The sequence below is a fragment of the Paracoccus sp. PAMC 22219 genome (assembly GCF_000787695.1).
Classification (GTDB): Bacteria; Pseudomonadota; Alphaproteobacteria; order Rhodobacterales; family Rhodobacteraceae; genus Paracoccus.
In genome coordinates, this window is record NZ_BBPH01000117.1 from 1 (window position 1) to 18,520 (window position 18,520).

At 67.5% G+C, this 18,520-nt stretch carries 22 protein-coding genes, 1 tRNA gene, 1 rRNA gene and 1 pseudogene; 12 read left to right on the forward strand and 13 right to left on the reverse strand.

Going from position 1 to position 18,520, the window contains the following annotated elements:
• From TY51_RS13145 to TY51_RS13170, 6 genes are all read left to right on the forward strand, one after another.
• A partial coding sequence (locus tag TY51_RS13145) for a sulfurtransferase (RefSeq protein WP_042250163.1) occupies positions 1-501 on the forward strand: 501 nt, incomplete at its 5' end.
• A gap of 94 nt (positions 502-595) precedes the next feature.
• On the forward strand, positions 596-1,024 hold the full coding sequence (locus tag TY51_RS13150) for a MetQ/NlpA family ABC transporter substrate-binding protein (RefSeq protein WP_052650171.1): 429 nt from the start codon (positions 596-598) through the stop codon (positions 1,022-1,024).
• 395 nt (positions 1,025-1,419) lie between these two features.
• Positions 1,420-1,980 (forward strand): NAD(P)H-dependent oxidoreductase, encoded by a 561-nt coding sequence (locus TY51_RS13155; protein ID WP_042250166.1) that lies wholly within the window; start codon positions 1,420-1,422, stop codon positions 1,978-1,980.
• Between the two features lie 3 nt (positions 1,981-1,983).
• Positions 1,984-3,120, forward strand: a complete 1,137-nt coding sequence (ssuD, locus tag TY51_RS13160) for an FMNH2-dependent alkanesulfonate monooxygenase (protein ID WP_042250168.1) — start codon at positions 1,984-1,986, stop codon at positions 3,118-3,120.
• A gap of 4 nt (positions 3,121-3,124) precedes the next feature.
• A complete protein-coding gene (locus TY51_RS13165) occupies positions 3,125-3,994 on the forward strand; it encodes an amidohydrolase family protein (protein WP_042250179.1) in 870 nt (289 codons plus the stop codon).
• Positions 3,991-5,379 (forward strand): FAD/NAD(P)-binding protein, encoded by a 1,389-nt coding sequence (locus TY51_RS13170; protein WP_042250169.1) that lies wholly within the window; start codon positions 3,991-3,993, stop codon positions 5,377-5,379. The genes TY51_RS13165 and TY51_RS13170 overlap by 4 nt, the downstream gene beginning before the upstream one ends.
• Before the next feature lie 79 nt (positions 5,380-5,458).
• Here the strand turns inward: TY51_RS13170 and TY51_RS13175 are convergent, their stop codons facing one another.
• From TY51_RS13175 to TY51_RS13215, 11 genes and pseudogenes are all read right to left on the reverse strand, one after another.
• A complete protein-coding gene (locus TY51_RS13175; protein WP_307536804.1) occupies positions 5,459-6,214 on the reverse strand; it encodes an ABC transporter ATP-binding protein in 756 nt (251 codons plus the stop codon).
• A gap of 2 nt (positions 6,215-6,216) precedes the next feature.
• Positions 6,217-6,984, reverse strand: a complete 768-nt coding sequence (locus tag TY51_RS13180; protein WP_231559051.1) for an ABC transporter substrate-binding protein — start codon at positions 6,982-6,984, stop codon at positions 6,217-6,219.
• Positions 6,984-7,175 (reverse strand): hypothetical protein, encoded by a 192-nt coding sequence (locus TY51_RS23520; RefSeq protein WP_231559052.1) that lies wholly within the window; start codon positions 7,173-7,175, stop codon positions 6,984-6,986. The genes TY51_RS13180 and TY51_RS23520 overlap by 1 nt, the downstream gene beginning before the upstream one ends.
• Positions 7,176-7,202: 27 nt before the next feature.
• Entirely contained in the window at positions 7,203-8,009 is an 807-nt protein-coding gene (locus TY51_RS13185; protein ID WP_042250172.1) for an ABC transporter permease, read from the reverse strand.
• A 4-nt stretch (positions 8,010-8,013) separates the two neighbouring features.
• Positions 8,014-9,357, reverse strand: coding sequence for an LLM class flavin-dependent oxidoreductase (locus tag TY51_RS13190; RefSeq protein WP_042250173.1), 1,344 nt, complete (start codon positions 9,355-9,357; stop codon positions 8,014-8,016).
• 513 nt (positions 9,358-9,870) lie between these two features.
• On the reverse strand, positions 9,871-10,590 hold the full coding sequence (locus TY51_RS13195; RefSeq protein WP_052650174.1) for a sulfate/molybdate ABC transporter ATP-binding protein: 720 nt from the start codon (positions 10,588-10,590) through the stop codon (positions 9,871-9,873).
• Between the two features lie 15 nt (positions 10,591-10,605).
• Positions 10,606-11,486: pseudogene (gene cysW / locus TY51_RS13200) on the reverse strand (sulfate ABC transporter permease subunit CysW).
• Positions 11,479-12,285, reverse strand: a complete 807-nt coding sequence (gene cysT, locus TY51_RS13205; protein WP_373960713.1) for a sulfate ABC transporter permease subunit CysT — start codon at positions 12,283-12,285, stop codon at positions 11,479-11,481. Before cysT ends, cysW begins: the two are co-directional and overlap by 8 nt.
• Positions 12,286-12,319: 34 nt before the next feature.
• Entirely contained in the window at positions 12,320-13,294 is a 975-nt protein-coding gene (locus TY51_RS13210) for a sulfate ABC transporter substrate-binding protein (RefSeq protein ID WP_081995012.1), read from the reverse strand.
• Between the two features lie 177 nt (positions 13,295-13,471).
• Positions 13,472-13,597 (reverse strand): hypothetical protein, encoded by a 126-nt coding sequence (locus TY51_RS24060; protein ID WP_255351416.1) that lies wholly within the window; start codon positions 13,595-13,597, stop codon positions 13,472-13,474.
• 234 nt (positions 13,598-13,831) lie between these two features.
• Positions 13,832-14,296: an Rrf2 family transcriptional regulator gene (locus TY51_RS13215; protein WP_042250185.1), complete on the reverse strand. Its 465-nt coding sequence runs from the start codon at positions 14,294-14,296 to the stop codon at positions 13,832-13,834.
• A gap of 194 nt (positions 14,297-14,490) precedes the next feature.
• Between TY51_RS13215 and TY51_RS13220 the strand changes: the two genes are divergently transcribed.
• The 6 genes from TY51_RS13220 to TY51_RS13235 all read left to right on the forward strand — a co-directional run bounded on the left by TY51_RS13220 (position 14,491) and on the right by TY51_RS13235 (position 17,628).
• Positions 14,491-14,973 carry an Lrp/AsnC family transcriptional regulator gene (locus TY51_RS13220; protein WP_042250174.1) on the forward strand — a complete coding sequence of 161 codons (483 nt, stop codon included), beginning with the start codon at positions 14,491-14,493 and terminating at the stop codon, positions 14,971-14,973.
• A gap of 85 nt (positions 14,974-15,058) precedes the next feature.
• Entirely contained in the window at positions 15,059-15,658 is a 600-nt protein-coding gene (locus TY51_RS13225) for an alpha/beta hydrolase (RefSeq protein WP_042250176.1), read from the forward strand.
• A gap of 26 nt (positions 15,659-15,684) precedes the next feature.
• On the forward strand, positions 15,685-15,819 hold the full coding sequence (locus TY51_RS24065) for a hypothetical protein (protein WP_255351417.1): 135 nt from the start codon (positions 15,685-15,687) through the stop codon (positions 15,817-15,819).
• 38 nt (positions 15,820-15,857) lie between these two features.
• Complete coding sequence (locus tag TY51_RS13230; RefSeq protein ID WP_231559053.1) at positions 15,858-16,928, forward strand: FAD/NAD(P)-binding protein; 1,071 nt, start codon at positions 15,858-15,860, stop codon at positions 16,926-16,928.
• Positions 16,898-17,230, forward strand: a complete 333-nt coding sequence (locus tag TY51_RS23525; RefSeq protein ID WP_231559054.1) for a hypothetical protein — start codon at positions 16,898-16,900, stop codon at positions 17,228-17,230. Before TY51_RS13230 ends, TY51_RS23525 begins: the two co-directional genes overlap by 31 nt.
• 161 nt (positions 17,231-17,391) lie before the next feature.
• Positions 17,392-17,628, forward strand: a complete 237-nt coding sequence (locus tag TY51_RS13235) for a rhodanese-like domain-containing protein (protein WP_052650177.1) — start codon at positions 17,392-17,394, stop codon at positions 17,626-17,628.
• Positions 17,629-18,246: 618 nt separating this feature from the next.
• Here TY51_RS13235 and TY51_RS13240 read toward each other — a convergent pair.
• Both TY51_RS13240 and rrf read right to left on the reverse strand, forming a co-directional pair.
• Positions 18,247-18,323: transfer RNA gene (locus TY51_RS13240), tRNA-Met, on the reverse strand.
• Between the two features lie 62 nt (positions 18,324-18,385).
• Positions 18,386-18,500, reverse strand: a 5S ribosomal RNA gene (rrf, locus tag TY51_RS13245).
• Positions 18,501-18,520: the final 20 nt, after the last annotated feature.

Consider the following 18,520-nt stretch of genomic DNA (forward strand, 5'->3'; position numbering starts at 1 on the left):
ATTCTGCAGTATTTCGGGCTTCCGGCAGCGGTGCTGAACGGTGGCGTGGCGGACCTGCAGACGCTTCCTGCACAGGCGACGCCGGGCACCACGCCCGATCTGCACCCCGGCGCGGGTGCAGTCGGTCTCATCGGACGACAGGAGTTGACGTCGGTCCTGCCATCCGTCCAGATTTTCGACGCCCGGACAGCTGCGGAGTTCAGCGGCGCTGACCTCAAGGCAAACAGGCGCGGGGGGCATCTGCCCGGCGCGGCGCACCTTGATCATCGGGACCTGCTTGACGGGCGGCATCTGCGCCCGGCATCCGATCTGGCGCGGATGATGGCTGATGCAGGCATTCGCGGCGGCGCTCCGGTCGTCACCCACTGCCAAGGCGGTGGGCGTGCGGCTTTGGCCGCACTGGCCGCAGTCGCGGCGGGGCAGGAAGATGTCAGGGTCTACTACCTCAGCTTCGGGGACTGGGCCGCCGACGATTCCTGTCCGCTGGTTCAGCCGGGATAGCCATCGCGCCTTTCATCACCTGACACGTCGCGGCCCACCTTCGCATCGGATCTGAAGAGGCGCACATCGTCCGCCCGGAACCGAATGCGGCACGGTGGCCATCGCCAACGATCCGGTCAACCACGGGCGCGGCCTGCTGCTGGAACGCGCGGGCCTGATCACGCAGCGGGAGGGCGTGGGGTACCTGGGCACGCTGGACGACATCATCGCGAACCCCAAGGACGTGCAGTTTCCCAAGGTCGAGGGGCCGCAGCGGGTCCGCATCACCGGCGATGTCGATCTGGCGCAGGGCTATCCGCATTTCATCGTGGCGGCGGGGACGTTTGATCCGACCAGCGGTCTGATCTATTCCGGCATCGAGGATCTGCAGTTCAACGTGGGCTTCGTCACCCGTGCCGACCGTGCCGACAACCCGGAGCAGTTCGTCGAGATTTTTCAGTCGGGGCAGCCAGCGTGGCCAGCAGGGTGGCCGCGGCCCCCGACATCAGCAGTTTGCGCCGTAACACATGTGACATCACAGTGAATTCCCTTGTAGGCGACACCCGACGGCGCCGCATTAATTCTCTAGTGGCATTATCGAGTAATCCCACCCGGGTTCAACGAAATGGATCGGTCGATCTTTCGCCGCGGCAGAGATGGCCCCTGCTGTCTGCCCGCCTTGCCACCACCGGAATATTCTCCGGGCGTCGAAACCGGTGCCGCGAATCTTCGTCTGCGGCCGCACACTGACGGCTGGTTTCCAGCCCGGAGGCCGAAAAGCGCGCCTGCCCCCTCCGCCCAGATGCCAGAGAACGGCCATCTCCCATCGGTCCGCCCTGTGGAAGATTGCCACTGGTTTGCGCCTTGGTTTGGAATGGGCATCGCCCGGCACGACCCCTAGTATTCACTACAAATCAAGTCGTCATTAAGAGGCATAGCATGTCCGGTTTGAAATTCGTGGGCTTTGCGGGATCGTTCAGCAACCCGTCCAAGACCCGCCTGCTGGTGGCCGAGGCGACCGATCGGGCCGTCGCACGGTTCGGGGGGACGTCGCATGTGTTCGACATAGCGAACCTGGGCGCGGGATTCGGCGCGGCCTCGGTTCCCGGCCGCTCGCCGGACCTTGACCGGCATCTGGACGCGTTCCTCGCTGCCGATGCGATCGTGGTGGCAAGTCCGGTCTACAAGGGCAGCTATACCGGCCTGTTCAAGCATTTCATCGACCTGATCGACCCGGCGGCGCTGTTGGACAAACCCATCCTGCTGGCCGCGACCGGGGGCGGGCATCGTCACGCGCTGGTCATCGAACACCAGCTGCGCCCCCTGTTTGCCTTCTTCGAGGCGCGGGTGCTGGCCACGGGCGTCTATGCGGCCTCGGCCGATTTTGCCGATGGGCGACTGGCGGACGACCAGACCGGCGCGCGCCTGGATCGTGCCGTGGCGCAATTCGCCGATCACCTGCCAGCGGCCGGCATTCGCCAGGCGCGCGCCGTTGCGTAAAGGATCGCGTTCACGACCACGCCCGACATCTTCTGGTTCCTGCCGACCTCGGGGGATACCCGCTATCTGGGCACGTCCGATTTCGGCCGCGCGCCCACCACCGCCTATCTGCGAGAGATCGGCATGAACGCCGACCGCCTTGGCTATGACGGGATGCTGATCCCGACCGGTGCCAGCTGTCTGGACCCGTGGGTCGCGGCGGCGGCGCTGGCGCCCGTCACGCATCGGTTGAAGCTGCTGGTCGCGCTGCGCACGTCGATCCAGGGGCCGACCGTCTCGGCCCGTCAGGCCGCCGCGCTGGACGAGGCTTTGGGCGGTCGCCTGCTGCTGAACGTGGTGCCGGGCGGCGATCCGCGCGAACTGGCCGCCGATGGCGTCTTCTTCGACCATGACGGCCGGTACGAGAATGCCAACGAGGTGCTGACCGTCTGGAAACGCCTGATGACCGGCGAGGTGGTCGATTTCCACGGCAAGCACATCCGGGTCGAGGGTGCGCAGAATTTCCACCCCGGCCCGCAGCAACCCCATCCGCCGCTCTATTTCGGAGGCTCGTCGCCTGCCGCCCATGCGCTGGCCGCGGAACATGTCGACGTCTACCTGACCTGGGGCGAACCCCCCGCCGCGGTCGCGGAAAAGATCGCCGATGTCCGCGCGCGGGCCGCGGCCCATGGCCGGACGGTGCGGTTCGGCATCCGCCTGCACGCCATCGTCCGCGAGACCGAGGCCGAGGCCTGGGCCGAAGCCGACCGCCTGATCAGCCGCCTGACCGATGACGACATCGCCCGCGCGCAGGCGAATTACGCCAGGATGGATTCCGTCGGCCAGGGCCGCATGGCCGCCCTGCATGGCGGCAGGCGCGACCGGCTGGAGGTCGCGCCGAACCTGTGGGCCGGGGTCGGCCTGGTCCGCGGCGGCGCGGGCACCGCGCTGGTCGGCGATCCCGACACCGTCGTGGCCCGGATGCGCGAGTATCAGGACCTGGGCATCGATACCTTCGTGATGTCCGGCTATCCCCATCTGGAGGAGGCGATCCGCTTTGCCGAACTGGTCTTTCCGCTGATCGGCAAAGAGGCCGTGACCCTGCGCGGCGTCTCTCAGACCGGTGGTGCCTTTGACGTGCGCGCCCGCGCTGTCGGATAAGACCATGACCCGACCCATCATCGACATGCGCTGTCGCCCGGCCTACCTGCACGACTTCTTCGGCAAGACCCCCGGCACGCCGGATTACGACGTGGTGCGCTGGCTGAACCGCCGCGTGGGCACGCGCGGCGACGACCAGCATTTCACCCGATCCGCCACGCCCGAGGGGTTCCTGGCCGAGATCACGGATGCCGGCCTGACCCGTGCCGTGGTCGTGGGCCGGCACACGCCGAACCAGCACCTGCCCAATGACGACATCGCGGTCATCGTGGCGGTGGACCCCACCCGCCTGACCGGCATCGGCGCCGTCGATCCGATCGTGCAGGGCGAGGCGCATGCCCTGGCCGAGGCCGAGCGTGCCATCCGCACGCTTGGCCTGCGTGGCATCGACGTGGAACCGGGCTTTGGCAGCCCGCCCCGCCATCCCGACGACCGCGCCTATTTCCCGGTCTATGAGCTGGCGCAGTCGCTGGACGTGCCGATCTTTCTGATGAGCGGCCCGACCACGCCCGATCCGCGCTATAACGATCCGTCGGGCATCGCGGCCATCGCGCAGGCGTTTCCGCGGCTGAAGATCGGCGTCTTCCACGGCTATTGGCCGCATGTGCAGGCCATTCTGGGCTTGGCCTTCCGGTGGGAAAATGTTCATCTGATCCCCGACATGTACCTGTTCCAGTCCGGATCCGACGCCTATGTGAACGCCGCCAATGGCTGGCTGGGTGACCAGTTGCTGTTCGGCTCCAGCTATCCGTTCCGACCCATCGGGCAATCCATCGACGACGCGCTGGCCCTTGGGTTGAAGAACGCCGTGCTGGACCGGTTCTTCCACGACAACGCCGCCCGCCTTCTGGGGCTGGATGCAGCGGCGTCATGACCGTGGTGGCCATCATCGGCGGCGGCTTCACCGGCGCCCTGACGGCCTGGCATCTGGCGTGGCAGACGCTGGACGTGCAGATCATCGTCATCGAGCCGCGGGACAGGCTGGGCGCCGGGCTGGCCTATTCCACCGCCGATCCGGCCCACCGCATCAACGTCCCGGCCAGCCGCATGACCATGCGCACCGACATCGCCGACGGCCTGCACCGCTGGATCGAGGCGCAGGGCATCGCCCTGTCGCCAAACAGCGTCACCGCCGAAGGCGCGCTGTTTCCGCAGCGTGGCGTCGTCGCGGACTATGTCGCGCAGGCGCTGGCCCCGGATCTGGCGCAGGGCCGCATCCGGCATCTGCGGACCCGTGCCACCGGGCTGACCCGCACCGACCGCTTTCGCCTGACGCTGGAGAATGGCACGGCGCTGGAGGCCGATCACGTCGTCATCGCCACCAGCCACCCGCCCCCGGCCCTGCCCGCCAGCCTTGCCGCCCTGCGGGACGATCCGCGCCTGATCGCCGATCCGTCGGATGCTGCGGCGATCACCGCTGCGGCGCTGACGCGGCGGGTGATGGTGCTGGGCACCGGGCTGACCTCGGCCGATGTCGTCGCCAGCCTTGACCGCCAAGGCTTTCGGGGCGCGATCCTGGCCCTGTCGCGGCGCGGGCAGCGGTCGCGCGGGCATGCCGTCGGCCATCCGGAAAGCGACGCCGATTTTGCAGTGACGCCTGCCCGTACGGCACTTTGGCTGCTGCGCCGGGTGCGCGCGGAAGTGGCGCGCGATGCGGCGCACGGTCTGCCGTGGCAGGCTGCGCTGGACAATGTGCGCCGCGATGGCCCGGCGATCTGGGCCGCCCTGCCGCAGGCCGAACGCGCGCGCCTTGTCCATCGGCTGCGGGTCTGGTGGGATGTCCACCGCTTTCGCATCGCCCCGCAGGTCGAGGCCGTTCTGGACCACCTGATCGCCCAGGATCGCTTGCGCATTCGTGCCGGGCACCTGATCGGCATCGAGCGGGACAAGGCCGGCCTGATCGTCACCTGGACCCCAAAGGGCCGGACCGCCCGGCGCGAGGTGTTCGACCGCGTGATCCTGACCACCGGCCCCGCGCATGACCGCATCATCGCCGGGTCCCCGGTCCTGGCCTCGGCTGCGATCGATGGCTTGCTGCGCGCCGACGCCCTTGGGCTGGGGCTGGACGTCACCGATGGCTGCCGCGCGGTGGGTGCCACGGGCGCGCCCGTGCCCGACCTGTGGATCGCAGGCCCGCTGGCGCGCGGCCATGTCGGAGAGCTGATGGGCATCCCCGAGGTCACCGCCCATGCCGAACTGGTCGCATCGCGGGTGGCCGACGCCATCGCCAAGGATCGCCCCCACACCAGAACCGCCTGACAGTCGCGCCGGAACCAGGGACTGACGGGTAATCCGCCGCCCCAAGCCCCGCAAGCCGGGTCCGGGGCGGCGGCACAGGCTAGTGCAGCCCGAACCGTGCCATCAGCGTCCGGCGCAAGTCCACGAAACCGGATGCATTGCGGTCGCGCGGGCGGGGCAGATCGACGGGGATGACCGCAGGCGGCGTGCCGTCCGACGACAGCACCAGCACCCGGTCGGCCAGAAAGATCGCCTCTTCCAGGTCGTGGGTGACCAGCACCATGGTCACGTTCTCCTCGCGCCAGATGCGGGTCAGCTCCTCCTGCATGGTCAGCTTGGTCATCGCGTCCAGCGCGCCAAGGGGTTCGTCCAGCAGTAGGATCTCGGGCTGCACGGTCAGGGCGCGGGCGATGCCCACGCGCTGCGCCATGCCGCCGGACAGCTGGCGGGGCCAGGCGGTCTCGAACTCGGACAGGCCGACCAGGCGGATATAGTGGCGCGCGCGGTCGCGGGCCTTTGGCGCCGGCACGCCGCGCAGGTCCAGACCAAAGGCCACGTTGTCCAGCACCGTCAGCCAAGGCAGCAGGCGCGGTTCCTGATAGATCACCGCGCGTTCGGTGCCGACCCCTTCGACGGGACGTCCGTCGATCAGAACCTCGCCCCGGTCGGGCGCCTCCAGCCCCGCCAGCAGACGCAATAGCGTGGTCTTGCCGCAGCCCGACGGGCCGACGATGGCCAACACCTCTCCACCCCGGACGGTCAGGTCCATGCCGCGCAGGACCGGGCGCACCTCTCCGTTCAGGGGGTAGGATTTCGAGAGGTTGCGGACCGCAACCCCTCCCCTTTCCAACGCCACCGTCATTTCGCGGCCACCGTGTCATCGGACAACAGCACGTCGGCTGAGGTCAGCTGACCCGGCTGCAGCTTGCCCTCGCGTTCCAGCACCTCGATCCAGAAGTCGATGTCGCGCGGAATCGCACGGCCGCCCTCGCGCACGCCATAGCCTGCGAAGAAGGCTGCGACTTCGGGGTTCTCTCCCCGCTCCTCCAGCGCACGGGCCATGACCGCGCGCGTCTCGTCGGGGTTCTCGCGGGCGTAATCCAGCGCGCGGGCGGATTGCTCGACCCAGATGCGGGCGGCCTGCGGATGCGCCTCGACCCAGTCGCGGCGCAGCACGGTGAAGCCGCCGGCGATCTCTCCCAGCACGTCGGTATCGTCAAAGATCGCGCGGATGCCGCCGCCCTCGCGGGCCGCGCCTTCGAACGTGGTCTGCCAGTAACCGAAGGCCGCGACATCGACCTGACCCGAACGCAGCACCTGATCCAGCTGCGGCCCCGGCACGGTGATCAAATTGGCAGCGTTCTGGTCCAGACCCTTCTGATGCAGCGCCTCGCGCACGGTATAATCCAGGTGTGCGCCAAGCGTGTTCACGGCGACGGTCTTGCCCGGCAGATCCTCGACGCCTTGGATGGGACTGTCCTCCAGCACGTAGAAGATCGACTGGACCTGATCGTTGATGCCCTGGGTCGGATAGGCCGCGACGAAATCGTTGCCGCCGATGATCGAATTCAGCACCGCCGAAGTCGCGGCCGAACCGATCTCGACCGAGCCTCCGGCCAGTGCCATCAGCGATTCCGGCCCGCCCGTGGCGTAGCGACGTTTTCCAGCGTGATGCCGGTGCCCTCGAAATAGCCAAGTTCTTCGGCCAGTTCATGGGCGTTCAGGCCTCCATGGCTGGCCAGATAGCGCAGGGTGACGTCCTCGGCATGAGCGGCCGTGGACAGAAGGAGTGCGACGGTGGTGATGCGGATGAACATGGTTTTTCCTTGATGAGAATGGGGGGATCAGTCCTGCGACCAGCGGCACAGGCGGCGCTGCAGCAGGACAAGGATGCCGTTGGCGGCCAGACCCAGGCCTGCCATCAGGAAGATGGCCGCGAACATCAGCGGGATCTGAAAGTTGTACTGGGCATTCATGACCTGAAACCCGATGCCCTTGTTCGCGCCGATCATCTCGGCCGCGATCAACAGCAGCAGCGCGGTCGTGGCCGACAGGCGCAGCCCCACGAAGATGGCAGGCACGGATGCGGGCAGGATCACCCGGCGGAACACCTGCACCCGCGTCGCGCCATAGCTTTCGGCCATCTCGACCAGCTTGCGGTCGACCTGCTTCACGCCGCCGATGGTCGCCAGCAGGATCGGGAACAGCGTTGCCCAGAAGATGACAAAGACCTTGGACGTCTCTCCCAGCCCCATCAGCAGGATGAACACCGGATACAGCGCCAGCGCCGATGTCTGGCGAAAGATCTGCAATATCGGGTCCAGCGCGCGTTCGACCGGACGCAATTGTCCCATCAGCAGGCCCATGGGGATGCCCAGACCGACGGCGGCGCCGAAGGCCAGGCCCGCGCGCTGCAGGCTGATGGCGATGTCATCGACCAGTGCGCCCGAGGCGATGCCGGTCCACAGGGCCGCCGCGATCCGGTCCAGCGGCGGGAACACCGCCGGGCTGACCCAGCCGACGGTGCTGGACACCTGCCACAGCGCCAGGAACGCGGTGACCAGGCCATAGCGGGACAGGAACGCCCGGACCGGGGGGGCCGGAATGCCGCGTCCCTTGCGCGCAGGGGTGTCGAGGCTTTGCAGGGTCATGGCGTCACTCCGCGGCCTGGGCTGCCGCGCGGGCGGCGGCGTGGCGGTTCACCGGGAAGGGCAGGCCCAGGTTCGCACGCAGGGTGCGCCCCTCATATTCGGTGCGGAACAGCCCGCGCCGCTGCAGTTCCGGGATCACCAGATCGACGAAATCGGTCAGCCCGGTGGGCAGCCAGGGCGGCAGGATGTTGAACCCGTCGGCGGCACCCTGGGTGAACCATTCCTCCAGCATGTCGGCCACCTGCACGGCGCTTCCGACGATGGTGTAGTGGCCGCGGGCCGAGGCGATCCACTGATACAGCTGGCGGATGGTATAGTCGTTCTCGTCCGCGATCTGGCGGATCAGGGCCTGGCGCGACTTCATCCCCTCGGTGGGCGGCGCGGGCGGCAGGGGGCCGTCGATGTCGTACCCGGTCAGGTCCAGCGTGCCGCCGGTCAGCCCGTTCAGCAGGGCGATGCCGTCTTCAGGGAGGATCAGGGCGGTCAGGCGGTCGTATTTCTCGCGCGCCTCGTCCTCGGTCCGACCGACAAAGGGCGACACGCCCGGCATGATCAGCACATGGTCGGGGTCGCGCCCCTGCCCCGCCACGCGGGCCTTGATGTCGGCATAGAATTCCTGCGCGGTACCGATGCGCGAATGGGCGGTAAAGATCACCTCTGCGGTGGCTGCGGCCAGGGCGCGGCCATCTTCGGACTGGCCCGCCTGCACGATGACCGGGTGTCCCTGCGGGGAACGGGCGACGTTCAGCGGCCCCTCGACCTTGAAATGGGTGCCCTTGTGATCGGCCCGGTGCAGCTTGGCGCGGTCCAGGAACGCGCCGCTGTCCTTGTCGCGGATGAAGGCGTCATCCTCGAAACTGTCCCACAGCTTGCGCACCACCGCGACATGTTCCGCCGCGCGCTGATAGCGGTGGGCGTGGGGATGCTGACGGTCCAGGTTGAAGTTCCGCGCCGACGCTTCGGTCGCCGTCGTCACCACGTTCCACCCCGCGCGCCCGCCCGAGATTACGTCCAGCGACGCGAACTTGCGCGCGGTGTTGTACGGCTCCTCATATGTCGTGGACGCGGTGGCGATGAACCCCAGATGCGTGGTCTGCGTGGACAGCGCCGCGAACAGCGTCAGCGGCTCCAGCCCCGCGACGCGGGCAGCCCCGCCTTCGGTCGTGGTCACGGCCAGCCCGTCCGCCAGGAAATAGGCGTCGAACAGGCCGCGTTCGGCCTGCCTTGCCAGATCGATATGGAATTGCAGGCTGACGGCCCCGTCGGCCGGCTGGTCGGGATGGCGCCAACTGGCGATATGCTGTCCCCCACCGGGAAGAAAGGCGCCAAGGCGGATCTTGCGTGTCATGGGTCTGTCTCCTGTCCGCAGCGCAAAGGCGCTGCTTATATTACGACTTACACAGTCGTCTTTTAGGAGAAATAAGGCCCGCGAGCGATTCCAAAGACATGGCCGTTTGGGGAAGAAACCTGGTGCCGTCCAAACCATCTGGAGAGTTTTCCCCTCTTGGCAGGAACAGCGATCCGTCGCGGGATGTGCGTGCCAGCGTGGTCCAGATCGGATGATGCGCAGCCTCGGAAGCGTTGGCCGGAGTGACTGAGTCAGTTGACAAGGATGGTCGGCCAACGGGCCTGTTTCAGAATGGGTCAGGCCGATCCAGGGTTTTGGCAGAAGCCGCCATCATTCAAGATACCAGAGCGGCGCCGCGTTTCGCCCGGCCCCTGTCGAACCGCGGCGCAGGGGCGTCAGATGGGCCGGTATTGCCCAAGGCTGCATCCGGCATCGGCCATGTCGTCAGGCGGAACAGCAGATCGCCCGCCGCCTGCCCCAGGCGCCAATTCAGCGCGGGGGCAGGTCGACGTTCTATGCGCCGATGAATTCGCGCACGAATTCGGTCGCGGGTCTGGTGCGGATGTCCTGGGGTTTTCCGATCTGCTCGATGCGGCCCATGGACATGACGACGACCAGATCGGCCAGCTCCATCGCCTCCTCCTGGTCGTGAGTGACGAAGACCGAGGTCAGGCCGGTCTCGTCATGGATGTCGCGCAGGCCCTGGCGCAATTCCTTGCGGACCTTGGCGTCCAGCGCGCCGAAAGGCTCGTCCAGCAGCAGCATGCGCGGCTCGATCGCCAGCGCGCGGGCAAGTGCGACCCGCTGGCGCTGGCCACCCGACAGCTGGGTCGGATAGCGATCGGCGATCTGGGGCAGCTGGATAAGGTCCAGCAGTTTCAGCACCCGCCGATCGATCTCGGCCTTGTTGGGACGGGTGGCGCGTGGGCGGGCGCGCAGGCCATAGGCGATGTTCTCGAACACCGTCATGTGGCGGAACAGGGCATAGGACTGGAACACGAAGCCCGCGCGACGCTCCTGCACCGACATTCCGGTGGCATCCTGGCTGTTGAACAGCACCCGCCCCGAGGTCGGGAATTCCAGCCCGCCCAGGATGCGCAGCAGCGTGGTCTTGCCCGAGCCCGACGGCCCCAGAAGCGCCACCAGCGCGCCCGAGGGGATGGACAGCGACACCGGATGCAGCGCGGTGGTGGTGCCGAATTCCTTGGCGATCTCATCGATCTGGATGTGCATGGGGTTCCCCTTCTCTCAATGGCGGCGGGTGGCCGACAGTGCGTCGGCATGGCGCAGTTCCAGCGCGGTCTTCAACAGCAGCGTCAGCAGCGCGAACCCGGTCAGCAGCGCGGCCATCGAAAAGGCCGCAATGGACAGGTATTCGTTGTAGAACATCTCGATGGTGATCGGCATGGTCGCGGTCTGGCCGCGGATCTTGCCGGACACGACGGCCACGGCGCCGAATTCGCCCATCGCGCGGGCGGTGCAGAGCAGCGTGCCGTAAAGCAGCGCCCACCGGATGTTGGGCAGGGTCACGGTGCGGAAGGTCCGCCAGCCGGTGGCGCCCAGGGTCAGGGCGGCCTCCTCCTCGGCGCGGCCCTGCTCGATCATCACGGGGATCAGTTCGCGCGCACGAAGGGGAATGTCACGAAGACCGTGGCCAGCACGATGCCCGGCACCGCGAACACGATCGGATAGCCGCTGGCCACCAGCCAGCCGCCAAGCGCGGAATTGGCGCCGAACAGCAGCACGATGCACAGGCCGGCCACGACCGGGCTGATGCTGAACGGCAGGTCGATCAGCGTGATCAGGAAGGCCTTGCCGCGAAAGTCGAACTTGGTGATGAACCACGCGGCCGCGATCCCGAAGACCGCGTTCAGCGGCACCGCGATGGCGGTGATCAACAGGGTCAGGCGGATGGCCGAAGCTGCATCCCGGCTGGACAGGCTGGCGACCGCGGCCCCCCATCCCCGGACCAGCGCCTCGGCAAAGACGATGACCAGCGGCGCGCCGACCAGCAGAGCCAGCCCGCCGACCGCAACCGCGATCAGCGCCCACCGGGCGGCGGGCGATTCCTCGGTCGCGGAGCGGAAGCGGGCGGGGGTGGCCGGTTTGTGAAGGGTGGCGTCAGACATGACCGATCCTCCGGCGTGACCAGATCTGGATGAGATTGATCAGCAGCAGCATGGTGAAGCTGATGGCCAGCATCGCCAGGCCAATGGCCCCTGCGGCGCCGTAATTGTATTCCTCCAGCTGGATCACGATCAGCAGGGGGGCGATTTCCGTGCGCAGCGGGATGTTGCCGGCGATGAAGATCACCGAACCGTATTCGCCGACCGCACGCGCCAGCGACAGCGCGAACCCGGTCAGGGCGGCGGGCATCAGCATCGGCGCGATCACATGGCGCAGGGTGTGCCACCGCGACGCGCCAAGGGTGGCGGACGCCTCCTCGACCTCGGTCTCGATCTCCTCGATCACGGGCTGGACGGTGCGGGTCACGAAGGGCAGGCCCACGAAGACCAGCGCCAGCCAGATGCCCCATTGCGTATAGGCGACCTGCCAGCCGATCTGGTTGGTCAGTTGGCCCAGCACGCCGTTCGGCGCATAAAGCGCGGTCAGCGCGATGCCCGCCACGGCGGTGGGCAGGGCAAAGGGCAGATCGACGGCGGCGTCGATGATGCGTCGGCCCGGAAAGCGGTAACGCACCAGCACCCAGGCCAGGATCACCCCGAACACCAGGTTGAAGCAGGCGGCCAGGAACGACAGCCGGAAGGACAGCCACAAGGCCGCCCAGACCCGGTCGCGGTTGATCGTGGCCCAGATGTTGGCGGCGCCAAAGTTCGCGCCCTGCCACAGCAGCGCGCCGATGGGCAGGAACACCACCAGCGTCAGCATGAAGAAGGTGATCCCGGCCGAGAGGCCGAGACCGGGCATTGCCGTCCTTTGGATCAGGGGTGTCCGCATCATGTCAGGGCGCGACATAGATCTGGTCGAAGATGCCGCCGTCCCCGAAATGTTCCGGCTGCAGCTTGGCCCAACCGCCCAGATCGTCGATGCTCACCAGCTCCAGCTCCGGGAAACGTGCCACGTCCTCGGGGTCGGCGGCGCTGGCGTCCCATGCGCGATAGTAGTGCTTGAAGGCCAGGGCCTGCCCTTCGGGGGTATAGAGGTAGTCCAGATAGGCGCTGGCCAGTTCGCGCTGCGCGTCGTCCGCGATGTTGCCCTCGACCAGCGCCACGGGGGGCTCGGCCAGGATCGACAGGCTGGGGACGACGATGTCGAACTGATCCTCGCCCAGTTCGGCCAGCGCAAGATAGGCCTCGTTCTCCCAAGCCAGCAGGACGTCGCCGATGCCGCGCTGTGCAAAGGTCGTGGTCGACCCGCGCGCGCCCGTGTCCAGGACCGGAACGTTGGCGAACAGCTGGCCCACGAACTCGGCCGGATCGCGGCCGTTCTTCTCGGCCCAAGCCCAGGCCGCCAGATAGTTCCAGCGCGCCCCGCCCGATGTCTTGGGGTTCGGCGTGATCACCTCGACCCCCTCGGCGGTCAGGTCGCCCCAGTCCTGGATGCCCTTGGGGTTGCCGTCGCGGACCAGGAACACGATGGTCGAGGTATAGGGGCTGGAATTGTGCGGCAGCTTGGACTGCCAGTCCGCGGGCAGCTTTCCGGCGGCGGCGATCTGGTCGATGTCGGAGGCCAGCGCCAGCGTCACCACCTGCGCCGACAGCCCGTCGATCACGGATCGCGCCTGCGCGCCCGACCCGCCATGGCTGGTCTCGATCTGGGGGGCGTCGTTGCCTTGGGCCTCCCAATGGGCGGCGAAGGCCTCGTTGAACTCGCGGTACAGCTCGCGGGTGGGATCATAGCTGACATTCAGCAGGCCCTGGGCATGGGCCGCGGGGGCCAGCAGCAGCAGGGACAGGACGGCGGGGCGCAAAAACATGAAGGTCCTCGTGATGTGCAAAGGTCAGATGCCGGTGGGCGTCAGGCGGCCGGTGGGCCACCAGGTCGCGCGGCGCGCCGGGTCTGAAGGGTGCCGCGCCCGACCGGGGCGGCGTCCGGTCCGGGGACCTGGGCGGGGTGTCAGATGCGACGGTGGTCATGGCCTGTCCTTTCCGGATCAGCGCGCGCTGGCGGGCAGCGGCTGGATGCGGGCATCCCACAGCCGGGCATCGCGCCCGGCCAGCAGCTCGGCGGCGGCGCCATGGGGATCGCGGCTCAGCGCGACCAGCGCCGCGCCGTTCACGCGGTGCGGGCGCCGGTGCGGCGGTCGATCAACGTCACGGCGCACAGCGCCGGGCGGCCTTGGGTCAGGGGTTGGGTCGAGGTCATCGGGTCATCCCTTTCGGTTGGGGCCGCATGCGGCGGTTCGATACCGTAATAACGACAGGGAAACTCGTGTTTAGCAACAGAAGAAACACGCCTAATTCGGTCGTGAAAAGAGATGATTATTCTACTGCATCTTCTGCAGGTCGCGAAATCAGGCGGTCGCGCCGTCCTGCAGCACGGCCTGCGCCACATCGGGCGTGCCCAGCATGTCGGCCAGGCTGAGAGATTCGATCAGGATCAGATAGGACCAGAACACCTCGGAGAACACGCGCCGCAGGCGGCATGCGGCCTCGTCGGTGCAGTCCTCGCAGCGCTGATAGGCGCGTCGCGACAGGCAGGGCAGCGGCGCGATCGGCCCGTCGATCAGGCGCAGCAGTTCCGAAATCGACACATCCTCGGGGCGCTTGATCAGCATGTACCCCCCTGACCGTCCACGGATCGAGGCGACGACACCGGCATTGCGCACCTCCAGCAGGATCTGTTCCAGGAACCGCTTGGGGGTGCCCGACCGCTTGGCGATGGCCTCGATCGTCAAGGCTTCGGGACGCGGGTTGCGGGCCTCGTCGCCCAGCACCAGAAGGGCCTTCAGCGCGTACTTCATCTTTTGGGTGATCATGGCCGGGCCCCGGAATGCGTTGGTGTCCATCGGATATAAGGCGGATCGCCGCCGCGGAAAAGAAAAGACGACCAGTCCACGGGGTTTTTACCCGCGCTTGTTGCGCCACGGTCGCGGGCCCTTCGAATAATAACGACAAAGGCGCTAGACTTTATATTCTATTGAGGCATGCTGACGGCGAAAGGAATCGCCTGATGACCCAAAACCCGCCCCTGGATCTGATCGACCGCAAGATCGTCGCGGCGCTGATGGCCGACGCCACCACCCCCATCGCCCAGATCGCCGACAAGGTCGGCCTGTCCCAGACCCCCTGCTGGAAGCGCATCCAGAAGCTGGAGGCGAACGGCGTGCTGACCGGACGCGTGGCGCTGGCCGATCCGGCGATGCTGGGCTTCGGCCTGACCGTCTTCGTCGGGATCGAGGCGCCGGACCACGGCACCGACTGGCGCGCGGCCTTTGCCCGCGCCATCGAAGGGCTGCCCGAAGTCATGGAGGCATGGCGCATGGCCGGCGACATCGACTATCTGCTGCGCGTGGCGGTGCCGGACATGGCCGCCTATGACCGCTTCTACAAGGCGCTGACCGACGCGGTCGCGATCAAGAACGTCACCTCGCAATTCGCGATGGAACGGTTGCGCCACACCACCGCCTATCCCGTCAACACCCGCGACCGATAGAACCTCGTTCCCTTTCGGGGGCGATCTTTGGAATCGCAATACACGACCATCATTGTAGTGTTATGCGAGATAAAGGAGACATCCGATGACCAAGACCCTGATCGTCCCCGGCCTCGACGGCTCTCCTGCGCCGCACTGGCAGGATTGGTGGGCACGCACCGACCCCAACGCGATGCTGCTGGACATGGGCGACGCAAGCCGTCCCGTCCGCGAGGTCTGGGAGGCCACGCTGGCCGTCCACATCATGGCCCATCCCGACAGCATCCTGGTCGGCCATTCGCTTGGCGCGGTGACCATCGCGCATCTGCTGGCCCGCTGGCCGGGCCTGCGGGTGCGCGCCGCCCTGCTGGTCGCCCCCGCCGATCCGGCGACGTCGGACCGCACCCGCCGCTTCGGCGCCCTGCCGCGCGAACGCTTCGACGTGCCTGCCACCCTGGTGGCCAGCCGCAACGACCCGTGGATGGCCTTTGACCAAAGCCGGCAGCTGGCCGACAGCTGGGGCGCCAAGCTGCATGACATCGGCCACGCCGGTCATGTCAACGCGGCATCGGGCTTTGGCCCCTGGCCCGCCGGCAAGGCGCTGCGCGACGACCTTGTGGCGCAGACCGCGCGCCCCGGTGTCCTGCGCCGCCTGTTCGGCGCGCGCCCGGCACCGTTGGCCCTGCCCGCCCGACGGCTGGCGTGATTTCCCCCTTCAGAACGGAGGTTCCCATGTTCGACATCCAGACCGAGGCCTATCTGCGCCGCACGCATCCCCGCGACACCGACCGCCCCGACCGCATCGTTCCCACGCTGATCGGCGCCAGCCTGGCCCTGTGGACCGGACTGCTGATCGCCGCCCTCTAGGCCCCCACCGCCCGCCAAGCCAAGCAAAGGAGCCCGCCATGAAGACCATCGCCCTGGCCGACACGTCTGCGCCCCATGCGGCCCATCTGCCCCATGTCGTCATCATCGGCGGCGGCGCCAGCGGCGTCCTGCTGGCCGCCCACCTGCTGCGCGATCCGGCCACGCCCCTGCGCGTCACCGTGATCGAGGGGCGCCACATGCTGGGCTGCGGCGTGGCCTATTCCACCAGCGATCCTGGCCACCTGCTGAACACCCGCGTCGCCAACATGAGCGCCTTTCCCGACGATCCCGACCATTTCCGCCGCTGGCTGGGCGCGCGCGGCGACGACGCGACGGGCGCCTGCTTCGTGGGCCGCGCGACCTATGGCGCCTACATGACCGACCTGCTGGCGCCGCTGTCGGCCGACGGGCGGCTGCGCTGTCTGCGCGCGACCTGCACACGCCTGGTCACCACGCGGGTCGGGGTCGCGGCGCATCTGGACGACGGCCAGGTCATTCCCGCCGACCGCGCGGTGCTGGCCACCGGCCACGTCCTGCCCGAACCCGACCCCGAAGGCCTGGTCCACGGCGCCTGGCAGGAGGCCGCCCCCCCGCCCCAGGGCGGGCGCGTGGTGATCATCGGGTCGGGCCTGTCGATGGTCGACCAGGCGATCAGCCTGCTGTCACACGGTCATCGCGGGGAAATCGTGGCCCTGTCGCGCCGGGCCCAGCTGCCGCGCGTCCATGCCGCGGGCGCACCCCTGCCGATCAGCCGCGCCGAGGTGCCCCTTGGCGCGCCGATGAGCTTTGCCCTGTCCTGGCTGCGCGATCTTGCCGCCCGCGCCGAGGCGCAGGGCGGCACCTGGCGCGACGCGGTCGATGGCGTCCGCCCGCATCTGTCCGCCCTGTGGCGTGCGATGCCCGTGGACGACCGCGCCCGCTTCCTGCGCCACGCCGCCCCCTGGTGGGAGGTGCACCGCCACCGCCTGCCCCCGGAAAGCGCCGCCACCCTTCAGCGCGCGCTGGACAGCGGCCAGATGCGCCAGCTGGCCGGCAGCTTCGACGGTGCCAGCCGCGACGGCGCGATCCTGCGCGCGCATTGCGCCCGCGCGGGGCCGATCGCATCCTGACGCTGGACGCGACCCGCATCGTCGACTGCCGCGGCATCCGACGCGACCCCCAAGCCAACGCCACCCCACTGGTCGCCGACCTGCTGGCCACCGGCCGCGCCCGCATCGACCCCTTGCGCATCGGCCTCGACATCGCTCCAGACTGCGCGCTGATCGACGCCCAGGGGCGCCCCGAACCCCGCATCCGCGTCATCGGCCCGGCATCGCGCGCCGCCTTTTGGGAGATCACCGCTATCCCCGACATCCGAGAGCAGGCGCAGACCCTGGCCACCGAACTGATCCGCCAACACGCATCCGCGTAACACCACAGCAGCAAGGACCGCCCTACGACTAGAAGCCTTCTTTCCGCTTCCGCCCTCGCCGTGATCGCCGGTGCTGCATCGGCGGCCGACGGTCCGCTTGTCACCACCGAATGGCTGGAGGCCAACCTCGACGACCCTTCGATCGCCCTGATCGAGGTCGCGTGAACCCCGGCGTCTTCAAACGCGGCCACATCCCCGGTGCGACGAACTCTGCGTGGCACACTGATCTGGTCGACCCGGTCTGGCGCGACATCGCCAGCCGCGAGCAGCTGGAAGGCCTGCTGCGCGAGGCCGGCGTGAACGAGGACAGCACGGTCATCCTCTATGGCGATACGAACAACTGGATCTCGGCTTGGAGCGCGTGGGTGCTGGATCGTACCGTTTCCCCTTTCGTTTGATCCAATCTCAAATGGGCTTTGGCGCACCTTAAGGGACCGGAGATGGCGCGCAGCAGCGTTACCGAAGAAGATGTCTCCGCCAGCCTTGCAGAGCACAGTAAACGGATACGGTGACCGGATTTCCGCAGTCGCCAGGTATCGGAAGCATGGTGTCAGCGATGCTCTTTTCACACATGGAAGCCTAAGCACGCCGTATCGATGTCCGCCGAGCGATGAGAGTTCCGGTCGCTGGACGATTGCTTCAACCATAAGTCCAGCCGTGGATGTCCACCGGCGACCGGTCGTGGCCAGATGGTAGACCGGTAAGAGATGATATTTGCCGCCATCGCTTTACTGATACTGATGACCGCCCTGAACCACCACGTCGGTGCCCTCTTGGGAAGGACCGGCAACCCTGACCGGCACTCATACCGGCGTCGGATATCTGGAGGTGACCGGCTACGACCACGGAGCGGCGTCCAGCATCATCTTGATATTGAGATCGAACGATCAGACATCATCGAGCCATGACCCGCCATCCGCCGCCCTTGTTTTGCTGACACTATGCTGACACGGCTGCGGAACGCAAAAGGCCTCCCGCGAGGGAGGCTTGGAACGCATTGTAAGTAGGTACTATTTTGGTTGCGGGGACAGGATTTGAACCTGTGACCTTCAGGTTATGAGCCTGACGAGCTACCGGGCTGCTCTACCCCGCGCCAAGATTGTCCTGATCGGGTTTTTTTCATCGTTACAGAGAGATATGTGCGTTTCTTACCAGGTCTGGCGGTGACCTACTCTCCCACGTCTTGAGACGCAGTACCATCGGCGCAGCGGCACTTAACGGCCGAGTTCGGGATGGGATCGGGTGTTTTGCTCGCGCTAGGGCCACCAGACCAGGAAAGAAACGCTCAGC

Coding starts and splice junctions, on each gene's coding strand:
- TY51_RS13165 (WP_042250179.1), top strand. CDS start 3,125: ATGACCCGACCCATCATCGACATGCGCTGTCGCCCGGCCTACCTGCAC.
- TY51_RS24065 (WP_255351417.1), top strand. CDS start 15,685: ATGTTCGACATCCAGACCGAGGCCTATCTGCGCCGCACGCATCCCCGC.
- TY51_RS13215 (WP_042250185.1), bottom strand. CDS start 14,296: ATGATCACCCAAAAGATGAAGTACGCGCTGAAGGCCCTTCTGGTGCTG.
- TY51_RS23520 (WP_231559052.1), bottom strand. CDS start 7,175: ATGTTCATCCGCATCACCACCGTCGCACTCCTTCTGTCCACGGCCGCT.
- TY51_RS13230 (WP_231559053.1), top strand. CDS start 15,858: ATGAAGACCATCGCCCTGGCCGACACGTCTGCGCCCCATGCGGCCCAT.
- TY51_RS13225 (WP_042250176.1), top strand. CDS start 15,059: ATGACCAAGACCCTGATCGTCCCCGGCCTCGACGGCTCTCCTGCGCCG.
- TY51_RS13170 (WP_042250169.1), top strand. CDS start 3,991: ATGACCGTGGTGGCCATCATCGGCGGCGGCTTCACCGGCGCCCTGACG.
- TY51_RS13210 (WP_081995012.1), bottom strand. CDS start 13,294: ATGTTTTTGCGCCCCGCCGTCCTGTCCCTGCTGCTGCTGGCCCCCGCG.
- TY51_RS13155 (WP_042250166.1), top strand. CDS start 1,420: ATGTCCGGTTTGAAATTCGTGGGCTTTGCGGGATCGTTCAGCAACCCG.
- TY51_RS13185 (WP_042250172.1), bottom strand. CDS start 8,009: ATGACCCTGCAAAGCCTCGACACCCCTGCGCGCAAGGGACGCGGCATT.
- TY51_RS13180 (WP_231559051.1), bottom strand. CDS start 6,984: ATGGCACTGGCCGGAGGCTCGGTCGAGATCGGTTCGGCCGCGACTTCG.
- TY51_RS13220 (WP_042250174.1), top strand. CDS start 14,491: ATGACCCAAAACCCGCCCCTGGATCTGATCGACCGCAAGATCGTCGCG.
- TY51_RS13195 (WP_052650174.1), bottom strand. CDS start 10,590: ATGCACATCCAGATCGATGAGATCGCCAAGGAATTCGGCACCACCACC.
- cysT (WP_373960713.1), bottom strand. CDS start 12,285: ATGCCCGGTCTCGGCCTCTCGGCCGGGATCACCTTCTTCATGCTGACG.
- TY51_RS13190 (WP_042250173.1), bottom strand. CDS start 9,357: ATGACACGCAAGATCCGCCTTGGCGCCTTTCTTCCCGGTGGGGGACAG.